This is a genomic window from Nocardia acidivorans NBRC 108247 (assembly GCF_001625085.1).
GTDB lineage: Bacteria > Actinomycetota > Actinomycetes > Mycobacteriales > Mycobacteriaceae > Nocardia > Nocardia acidivorans.
The window spans coordinates 1-1,534 of the sequence record NZ_BDAW01000147.1; the positions used below are offsets into that span (position 1 = coordinate 1).

Here is a 1,534-nt window from a genome sequence, read left to right on the forward strand (position 1 = left end):
GCTCCCGTCCGCGTTGACAATTCGAGCCAACTCCTGCGCCCCGAACGCCTCCGTCAGAAAGTCCATCAGCGCACCGGTATCCGGCCCGCTGATCCACGGGGTCACGGTCGCATACCCGGCGGGCACATGCTCGGTAGCGTTGCTGGTCAACATACTTCCTCCATCGATTCGCTGATGAGAACAACGATAGGAACAAAATAGGTCCGCAAATGTCCTAGTTCCAGAAAGACCTGCACGGCGGATACGGAGGTTCTTCGCATCGGTCCACTCGAAAGCGATGCTCCGCCGAGCTGACGGCACCGCCTTCTCGCAACAGCATGCACCCGGGCTGGTCGGGCGGACGTGGGCGTCGGCTTTCATTTCCGCCGCGGGGCCGTAATGTCATGCTTCCCGGGTGCGGGCCAGCCCATGGAATTGAGGGCGTGGGAGGGTATAACGCGGTTCGGGGGTGGGACGACATATGGGTATGACACTGAAAAAGGTTTCCCTGCAACAGTTCACGTTCCGTACCGGGGTGGTCGTGGCGGCGATGGTGGCCGCGTGGAGTGGGCTCGCCGGGGGTGCCGGTGCCAACTCCGGTGATCCGGTCGCCCAATTCAGCCCGACGCTCACTCGGGTTCCGGGGGGCAATTGCGCCGCGATCATCAATGCCGAGACCGTGGCGCAGCCGCAGTCCGGGGCGTTCGGTGTTCGGGTGAAGATCACTCAGACCGGGGAGTCCTGCGGGGCCTACTACGTCACCGTGCATTGGAAGAATGTCGATACCGGCCTGACCAGCGGGCAGTCGCAGCGCGTGGAGGGTACCGCGGTGGTCGGCCTGCCGGACAACGTGATCACCGGTATGGGCATGGGGCCCGGGGCCGGGAAGGTGGAGGCGTGGATCGACACGTACTCCGAGGTCTATCCGCAGAATGTGGATCTGGAGCACCTCGCGGGTCGCGCGACGTTCACCCTCGGCTGAGCACACGGCGGTTGAGCCGCATCGTCTGCGGGAAGCCGATATCGCCCGCAAGACAGCCGATATCGCCCGCGAGGCAACCGACACTGCTCACGGAACAGCTGATATCGCTTGCGGGACAGCTGATACTGCCCGCGAGGCAGCCGACACTGCTCGCGGGACAGCCAATACCGCTGGCGGGACAGCTGATATCGCTCGCGGGACAGCCGATATCACCTGGGGGAACGCCGATATCGCCCGCGGGGCAACCGCCATCCTGCGGGACAGCGGGATCGGGCCGATAGCGCCGCGATCAGGCCGTGGATAACTCGTCGGCGGCTGCGGCGAAGGCCGGATGGGTGTGGATCACCACGGTGCCGGCATCGATCAGGGGGCCGCAGCGGATCGGGGTGCGGGCGCGGGTGTAGAAGTAGCGCGCCAGCACCACGCTGCCGATCAGCCAGGCTGCGGGGAGCACGAAAAGCTGTGGCATGTGGGCGGTTCGGTCGATGGCGGCCAGGGCCACCGCCACCGCCAGTGCGGCCAGGACGCCGCGCAGCACGAGGGCGCGGGCGAGCCAGCGGAAGCGGCGGGCGG

Annotated in this window: 2 protein-coding genes; one reads left to right on the forward strand and one right to left on the reverse strand. The window is 66.2% G+C overall.

Features of this window, described 5'->3' with window-relative positions; all coding sequences use genetic code 11:
• The first annotated feature begins 460 nt into the window (after nt 1-460).
• Nucleotides 461-961, forward strand: a complete 501-nt coding sequence (locus NA10_RS35050; RefSeq protein WP_245678241.1) for a hypothetical protein — start codon at nt 461-463, stop codon at nt 959-961.
• Between the two features lie 289 nt (nt 962-1,250).
• On the opposite strand, the gene NA10_RS37885 is transcribed toward NA10_RS35050, so the two are convergent.
• The coding region (locus tag NA10_RS37885; RefSeq protein WP_169812708.1) for a hypothetical protein at nt 1,251-1,534 on the reverse strand (284 nt) is incomplete at its 5' end.

Coding starts and splice junctions, on each gene's coding strand:
- NA10_RS35050 (WP_245678241.1), top strand. CDS start 461: ATGGGTATGACACTGAAAAAGGTTTCCCTGCAACAGTTCACGTTCCGT.